Annotated in this window: 7 protein-coding genes and 2 pseudogenes; 5 read left to right on the forward strand and 4 right to left on the reverse strand. The window is 60.8% G+C overall.

The features are described from left to right. Nucleotides 1-198: 198 nt before the first annotated feature. Nucleotides 199-459 (reverse strand): hypothetical protein, encoded by a 261-nt coding sequence (locus ACI3K3_RS25250; protein ID WP_404918803.1) that lies wholly within the window; start codon nt 457-459, stop codon nt 199-201. Between the two features lies 1 nt (nt 460). Next, a pseudogene (locus ACI3K3_RS25255) lies at nt 461-1,299 on the reverse strand (transglutaminase family protein). 264 nt (nt 1,300-1,563) lie between these two features. Between ACI3K3_RS25255 and ACI3K3_RS25260 the strand changes: the two are divergent. The 4 genes from ACI3K3_RS25260 to ACI3K3_RS25275 all read left to right on the forward strand — a co-directional run bounded on the left by ACI3K3_RS25260 (nt 1,564) and on the right by ACI3K3_RS25275 (nt 4,795). Further along, nucleotides 1,564-1,800, forward strand: a complete 237-nt coding sequence (locus ACI3K3_RS25260) for a hypothetical protein (RefSeq protein ID WP_404918805.1) — start codon at nt 1,564-1,566, stop codon at nt 1,798-1,800. A 1-nt stretch (nt 1,801) separates the two neighbouring features. After that, complete coding sequence (locus tag ACI3K3_RS25265) at nt 1,802-1,936, forward strand: hypothetical protein (RefSeq protein ID WP_279587462.1); 135 nt, start codon at nt 1,802-1,804, stop codon at nt 1,934-1,936. Nucleotides 1,937-1,957: 21 nt separating this feature from the next. After that, complete coding sequence (locus ACI3K3_RS25270; protein ID WP_404918807.1) at nt 1,958-4,246, forward strand: glycosyltransferase family 4 protein; 2,289 nt, start codon at nt 1,958-1,960, stop codon at nt 4,244-4,246. Between the two features lie 207 nt (nt 4,247-4,453). Next, nucleotides 4,454-4,795, forward strand: coding sequence for a hypothetical protein (locus ACI3K3_RS25275; protein ID WP_404918809.1), 342 nt, complete (start codon nt 4,454-4,456; stop codon nt 4,793-4,795). Nucleotides 4,796-4,928: 133 nt separating this feature from the next. Here the strand turns inward: ACI3K3_RS25275 and ACI3K3_RS25280 are convergent, their stop codons facing one another. Both ACI3K3_RS25280 and ACI3K3_RS25285 read right to left on the reverse strand, forming a co-directional pair. After that, a complete protein-coding gene (locus tag ACI3K3_RS25280) occupies nt 4,929-5,231 on the reverse strand; it encodes a type II toxin-antitoxin system RelE/ParE family toxin (protein WP_404918811.1) in 303 nt (100 codons plus the stop codon). 8 nt (nt 5,232-5,239) lie between these two features. Beyond that, nucleotides 5,240-5,479 (reverse strand): type II toxin-antitoxin system ParD family antitoxin, encoded by a 240-nt coding sequence (locus ACI3K3_RS25285; RefSeq protein ID WP_404918813.1) that lies wholly within the window; start codon nt 5,477-5,479, stop codon nt 5,240-5,242. 283 nt (nt 5,480-5,762) lie between these two features. On the opposite strand from ACI3K3_RS25285, the pseudogene ACI3K3_RS25290 reads away from it, so the two are divergent. Beyond that, nucleotides 5,763-6,125 (forward strand): annotated as a pseudogene (locus ACI3K3_RS25290) (IS630 family transposase); the annotation flags it as partial. Between the last annotated feature and the right edge of the window lie 314 nt (nt 6,126-6,439).

The following is a 6,439-nucleotide window of genomic DNA, read 5'->3' on the forward strand; positions in this document are numbered from 1 at the left end:
TAGAACAGCGCCTCTTGCGCCACTGTCCTCTCCCCCATCATCCCCACATCTCCGCTTGCCTGCGGAGATATAGAATCAATACTTTAGCACCATTGCAAGGCCGAGTTTTTCAACACAATCAGCTCGAAAAGCTGCCACCCCGGCTTGTGGCCAAGTGAAACCGCCTACGCAAAGCTGGGCGCCGGCCCATTACCGACTCTAGCAATCGGGGAAGCCGCGATCCGGGTTCTCGCTGAAAGATACTCTCTCCTGCCTGTCTCCCTCCTGCTCTTGAGCGCTCAGACGCAGGCGCGGCGCGGTGACATGGCCGCTTTCACGGCTTTCCGCCCATACGGCTTCCGTGTTCCATGCCTTGGCGGCGGCCCGCGCGATGATGCGAACATTTGCGAGGGGTTCGCTGGCGGCGCGCCGAAGCTGGACAGCTTCCTGATAGCGGCAGAATGCGGCTGAAAGTGTCATGTCAGATCCTTGCGGGAAGGAGGAAGCTGCGGTTGTTCGCCTCTTCATCGGTGTAGACCTGGAAGCGTGACAGCTTGGCCAGGCCGAAAGTGGTGACGAGCGCCGCATCGGCAGCGTCGCGTCCACGCGCCATTAGGATGTGTCCGGCGCGGGGATAGTTGTGGCGGGCGTCGAATACGTACCAGCGCCCAGCCAGAAACACCTCGAACCATGCGGAGAAATCCATGTCCCCCACCACGGCGGGCAGGTCCATGTCGCCCAGATAGCCGGTGCAATAGCGGGCGGGGATGTTCATGCAGCGGCACAGCGCAATCGCCAGATGGGCATAGTCGCGGCACACGCCCGTCTGTTCCTGCCAGGCGTCGAAGGCGGTCTTGGTGGGGCGGGCATGCTGGTAGCTGAAGGTGATGCGCTGATGCGTATACGCGACAATGGCTTGCACCTGCGCCCAGCCAGGCGTGATCTTGCTGAACAGCGGCCAGGCGATGTCGACCAGCCTGTCCGTCTCGCAATAGCGGCTGCCCAGCAGATAGACCATGATCTCGTCCGGCAGATCGCCCACAACTAGGGCACGGGCGTCGGGAACGACCACATCGGGCGTTCAGGCGTCCTCGATAGTGAGCTGCACGACAAGGTAATGCCGCCCGCGGGCATGGTCAGCCGTGTGCAGACGTTGCCGAAGCCGTCGATGTAATCATACACCGGCACTTCGGGCACGGTGGTGATCCGCTGTACGCTGCGCAGATCGCGGTTGCGCGAGGGATGGATGCTGAGCGCGGCCAGCATCGGGGTGGGCAGATCGGCTTCGAAGGCGATGTCATATCCAGCGCGGATCAGCATCTTGATCGCTCCTGCACGCAAAGGAAAGGGCTTGGTAAGAGCGGGAATGCCTTGTCTCTGAGGAGAAGGTGTGACTGCCTTTAGCATGCTGCACCGGTGAAGCATATGGTATGGAAAGAATATTTCTAGAGCTTGTAAAATTATGCCGAATTGATGGGACAAAAGTTCAAAAGGAGGTTAGAGAGATTTATCACTTGATCTTAATCCAAGCCACATGTGACCGAGGGACCGACTGCGCCCCCGCTTGAAGCAGGAGTGCGCTTTATGTGCCTCAACCAGATCCTTTTCGATGAACAGATTGCGCTGATTGGCTGCAATACTTTGGGCAACCCGGTTCAGATGCAACGCCACCGCCAGCAATTGGCCGATGCGTCGCAATTGCTGCGTGCCTATCCCTATCCGCACCGCCCTTACGATCCCTCGAGACGGAGCAGCGCTGACAAGGCGGGCCAAATGCCCCGCGCCGCTGCTACCCCCTCTTTGCAGACAGGAACCCGCTAGTATGGCCAAGGCACAAAAACGCAGCAATCGCGAAATCCGCAAGCCCAAGGCCTCCAAGCCCAAGGGGCCGCCGGTTGCTGCCTTGCCAAACGCGCCGGTGGCCACGCTGATCCAGAAACCGAAAGGCAAGCTCTAAGACAAGGCCCTGACTACGGAATTGCGCAAGGATCTGCGCATTGCCTTCATCGGAAATGCGCTGCCGCGACGCTGCGGCATCGCCACCTTCACCACCGATCTGGAACTGGCGGTCAGCGACCTGCCGGAGATTGCCGGTAGCGCCATTCTGGCGATGCGCGATCCGGGGGCCGACTATCTGTGGCCCGCCAATGTGGCGCGCAGCATCGATCAGAACGATCCGGCTCATTATCGCGCCGCAGCCGATGCCATCAATGCGGCCGGCTATGATGTGGCCTGCCTCCAGCATGAATTCGGCATCTTCGGCGGCGAAGCAGGATGCCTGGTCCTGGATCTCATCGCGGGCCTGACTATGCCGCTGGTCACTACGTTGCACACCGTACTCGACCGCCCCAGCCCAGCCCAGCGCGCGGTGATGGAGGCCATTCTGGCCGCATCGGCGCGGGTCATCGTGATGGCGCAAAAGGGGCGCGCGATCCTGATCGAAACCTATGGCACCGATCCGGGCAAGATCCGCGTCATCCCTCACGGCATCCCCGATGAACCCTTCGTCACCAGCGATGCAGCGCGCCAGCGCCTTGGTTTTGCGGCACGTCAGGTCATTCTCACCTTTGGTCTGATCAGCCCCAACAAGGGCATCGAGACGATGATCGAGGCGATGCCTGCCATCGTGGCGCGCTGCCCCGATGCGGTGTATGTCGTAATGGGCGCGACCCATCCTCATCTGCTGCGCGATGCCGGAGAGACCTATCGCCTCAGCCTGATGGACCGGGTCGAGGCGTTGGGGCTGGGCAACCATGTCGTCTTCCTCAACCGCTTTGCCGAGCGACCCGAATTGCTCGATCACATCGCCATGTGCGACGTTTACGTCACGCCCTATCCCGATGAAGCGCAAATGACCTCCGGTACGCTGGCCTATGCCCATGGGTTGGGCCGGCCGGTGGTCTCCACGCCTTATTGGCACGCCACCGAATTGCTGGGCGACGGGACGGGCGTGCTGGTGCCCTTAGGCGACGGCGTGAAGATGGGGTCCGCCGTTGCTGATCTGCTGGTCGATGGCCCGGCGCGGCAGGCCATGGCCACAAGCGCCTATGCCGCCAGCCGCCCGATGGTCTGGGCTCAGGTGGCGCAGCGCTATGTGGATGCCTTTCGTGAGGCCTTGCGCTCGCCGGTCAGCATGCGGTTGCGGGCGGAGTATCCTGCGCCGATGGCCCCACCACATCTGTCCTTGCCTGCCACATCGAACCAGCATTTCAAGGTGATGTGTGACGATACCGGACTGTTCCAGCACGCTATCCGCTCGATTCCGGATCGCCGCCATGGCTATTGCGTCGATGACAATGCCCGCGCGTTGCTCCTTTGCATCAAGCCGGACAATCGGCTCGACGCGGGTTTTGCGTGGGCCGCCCATTTCGCCAGCTTCGTCCAGCATGCCTGGAACCCGGACAATCGCCGTTTCCGCAATTTCATGAGCTTCGACCGGCGGTGGCTGGAACCTGCCGGATCGCAGGACAGCCATGGGCGCACGCTTTGGGCGCTGGGTGTCTGCACGGCCTTGCCGGATCCGGCTTTGAACGCCTGGGCCACCGACCTGTTTGTCGAGGCCTTGCCGAATGTGCTCGAGTTTACCGCGCCGCGCAGTTGGGCCTTTGCCTTGCTGGGGCTTGATGCCTATTGCCCAACGCGCCCTCATGATAGCCAGGCCGAAGCGATACGCCATTGTCTAGCCGAGCGTCTGCACGCCCTGCTGCGCGACACCGCGACCGGTCCATGGCCGTGGTTCGAAAGCCGCCTGACCTATGACAACGCGCGCCTGTGCGAAGCCTTGATCCTGACCGGCGGGCGCATCGGCGACGCTGACATGCTGACCGCCGGCCTTGAAAGCTTGCGCTGGCTGCTGGAGATGCAGACCGCGCCTGCGGGGCATTTCCGTCCGATCGGGTCACACGGCTTCGCGCTGGCCCAGCGCACGCCGCTGCCCTTCGATCAGCAGCCGCTGGAAGCTTGCGCCACGGTGGCCGCCTGCCTTGCGGCGCGGCAGCATGATCCGGATGGCCTCTGGTCATCGGCGGCGCATCAGGCCTTTACGTGGTTCCTGGGTGAGAATGATCTGGCTGTATCGCTGGTCGATGTCGATAGCGGAAGCTGCCGCGACGGGCTGCACCATGACCGGGCCAATGACAATCGCGGTGCGGAATCCGTTTTGTCGTATTTGCTCGCGCTGGCGGACATGCGGGCAATGGCTCGATACGGTGCTTCGTTTCCGATTCCACCGGAGGGCCCTTCGGACAAGGTGCCTCTGGATGGGTGAGCGAATTTTCGGCATGAACACACCAACGCGAGGCTTTGCCGAGCCCGGGCAATAAGTGACCGTGACAGTCACCGACACCGGCACGGGCATGACGCCCGACATCATCGCCATGACCTTCGCCCACTTTTCACTATCAAGCCGATCGGGCGAGGTACGGGGTCGGGTCTGTCGATGATGTAAGGCTTTGCCCGTTAGTCGAGCGGCTTTGTGAACATCCACAGCGAGATCGGCGGGGGCAGCTCCATCCGCCTCTATCTCCTGCGCGACCATGCGACGAATTGCGAGGAGCACGCACCCCTAGCAGCGGTCGAGCCGGACGGCGATCACGACGACGACGCCGTGCTGGTGGCGAAGATGAGCCGGCTACTGGAGGAAGGCTACATGACCCCCGCCAGTCGCAAGTATGGCTGCCGGGTTCTTATTTGCCTATGTCGCGGCGTCGCTCTCGTTCAGGAAACCTCTGAGCCAGCCGTCCGACCTCATTACGCGGCGCCGGGGCACGAGAATATGAGCACACCTGTGGCCGCGATGCACGAGCGGCCGATTTAAACGTAAGCGGTCGTTTAAACGCTTGCGACGGAATGGCTGAACCTGGTCGCATCCAGAAATCTTATCGTACATAGAAGTGCCAAGTGGGTCGGGGATCTCTGCGACTTGGCTGCATGCCCTCATCTCGCCACGGCTAGCCGTTGTAATTCGAGGATATCCAATCTTCCCGACCATGCCGTACACGCAGAATGATGACCTCGTCGTCATCTTCCACGTCATAAATCACGAGGTGGGCCTTGTAGGGATGCACGCGGACAGGCGGCGAAATCTCTTCGCGCAATCGAGCTGCATTGGGATAGTCTGAGAGAAACGCGAAAATCGCGTTCAGCCCCTCGTGATAAGCATCAGCCTGAGGCAGGCCGAACTGCTCGATGCCTTCTTGAAAGATCGCAGTCAGATCATCGGCTGCGGCGCGCGTTAAGCGGAAGCGGGGCACGGTCAGGCTTACAAGCCTGCTTGGCTGATTGCCCGCGTCCGGATGTCCGCCATCGTCTCATCACTCAGACCGCTAGCTCGGGCTTCATCGACCAGGCGCTGCATGGCGGCAACCTTATCGGCGCGTTCCTGATCCCGGCGGATAAGGTCGCGCACATAGTCGCTGGCATTGCTATATCTACCGGTGTCAGCTTGCGCTTCCACCCATTGCTTCATAACGTCGGGCAGTGAAACGTTCATCGTAGCCATGGCAATCTCCAAGACCAAGGGGATAGCAAAGATTGGCAAAGTTTGTCAATTGATGCGTAGCTACGGCGTGCCTTCATGAGCGGGGGCCATTATGCAGCCAGCGCCTCCACGATCTCCCAAGCATTGCTGCTCCAGGCGCCTTGCAGCGCAAGCCGCCTGCGGGTTCTTCAATGTCTCAATTTCGTATGCTTAGAGCGAATTTCGACCGGTATGAATCGGCAGGGATTCCTTACGATAGCGTGTTGTGATTCATAATCCTTGCTGGTGAAGGAGGCTGGCATGAATGGGTCACCCGCTTTCGATGGATTTGCGCTCGCGGCTTTTGGCAGCGATTGATAACGGAACGAGCTGTCGGGCGGCGGCGGCGCGATTTGGCGTTGCCCCCTCGACTGCGATCCGTTGGCATGCACTTCGGCGCGACACGGGCGCCTTTGCCGCCAAGCCGCAAGGCGGTGACGTGCGTTCGCGTCGGGTCGAGGAGCGAGCGGCAGAAGTCCTCTCCGTCTGGGAGGCACGGAAGGACATTTCACTGGAAGAACTGCGGGTGGTGTTGGCCGAAGACGGTCTGATCGTCTCGGTAGCAGGACTCCACCGGTTCTTCGTGCGCCGGGGCATGACGCGCAAAAAACGTATGGCCCGCCCCGTTTGCAAGTAGGATTTTACGGTGTTCTGATCAGTCTGCGTAAACGTATACGGTCTCACGAGATAGTCCCGTGGCCAAGATGGACATCCGCACGTCTGGAGCCACAATAAAGACACCGGCAGCAAGTGCCATTTTTTTGCCCGGGCTTTCCAGACGCCGATAGACTGTCAGGCCATCTTCACGATCCTTCTGTCAGGCGCCATGCAAAACTGGGCCGGTAGCGACAAATAGAACTGGGCCCCCCTCCTGAATGAGGAGGGACTGATGAGTAGCCTGGATAATGCGACAATCTCCGCAGTGTCTGCGCGGAGAGATAT

The sequence above is a fragment of the Novosphingobium sp. ZW T3_23 genome, assembly GCF_044987305.1.
Classification (GTDB): Bacteria; Pseudomonadota; Alphaproteobacteria; order Sphingomonadales; family Sphingomonadaceae; genus Novosphingobium.